The organism is Streptomyces carpinensis, assembly GCF_002154505.1.
Classification (GTDB): Bacteria; Actinomycetota; Actinomycetes; order Streptomycetales; family Streptomycetaceae; genus Streptomyces; species Streptomyces carpinensis.
Window position 1 is genome coordinate 1 of record NZ_MUBM01000638.1, and the last position, 812, is coordinate 812.

The window sequence follows — 812 nt, forward strand, 5'->3', positions numbered from 1 at the left end:
CGGCGGCGCAAGGAGTTCGTGCGGGGGCACTGGCTGGACCTGTGCGCGGTGGTGCTGCCGATCCTCCAACCGCTGCGGCTGCTGCGGCTGGTGTCCACGCTCATGCTGGTGGGGCGGCGGGCGCGGATGGCCGAGCAGATCCGGCTGACGACGTATGTCGCCGGGGCGGTGGTGGGGCTGCTGATGTTCGGGTCGCTGGCCGTGCTGTCGGTGGAGCGGGGCTCGCCGAACGGGAACATCAAGACGCTGGGTGACGCGGTGTGGTGGTCGTTCACGACGATGACGACCGTGGGGTACGGGGACCACGCGCCGACCACCGGGCTCGGGCGGACGCTGGCCGTGGGGCTGATGCTGGCCGGGATCGCCCTGCTGGGTGTGGTGACCGCGAACATCGCCGCGTGGTTCATCTCCCGCTTCGAGCGGGACGACGTCGCCGAGCGGCGGCAGACGGAGGCGATCGAGGAACTGGCCGAGGAGGTGCGCAGGCTCCGGGCCGAGGTGAGGGCCCTGAACACGAAGGAGGGCCCCCGGCCTTCGGCCGGAGGCCCCGCTCGCGGCCGCCCGGGATCAGAACATGCCGTTGCCCCAGGTGGCCGCTCCCGCCAGCGAGATGACGGCGATGAGCGTGTCGATGGCGCCCAGTACGAGGGCGACCAGGGCCGGGACCGAGCGGTTGGCGCCCGCCCAGCTGCGGCCCATCGCCAGCCAGCCGCAGACGACCGCCACCGGGCCGAGGACGATGCCCAGCACGAAGAATCCGGCGATCGCGCAGACGGTTCCGATGATCCCGAGCGTCGCGCTGTCCGGCCCGT

At 72.5% G+C, this 812-nt stretch carries 1 protein-coding gene and 1 pseudogene; one reads left to right on the forward strand and one right to left on the reverse strand.

Annotation, left to right across the window (positions count from 1 at the left end):
- A pseudogene (locus BZY54_RS47395) lies at nt 1-546 on the forward strand (potassium channel family protein); the annotation flags it as partial.
- Between the two features lie 21 nt (nt 547-567).
- On the opposite strand, the gene BZY54_RS47400 reads toward BZY54_RS47395, so the two are convergent.
- A partial coding sequence (locus tag BZY54_RS47400) for a small hydrophobic protein (protein ID WP_086731481.1) occupies nt 568-812 on the reverse strand: 245 nt, incomplete at its 5' end.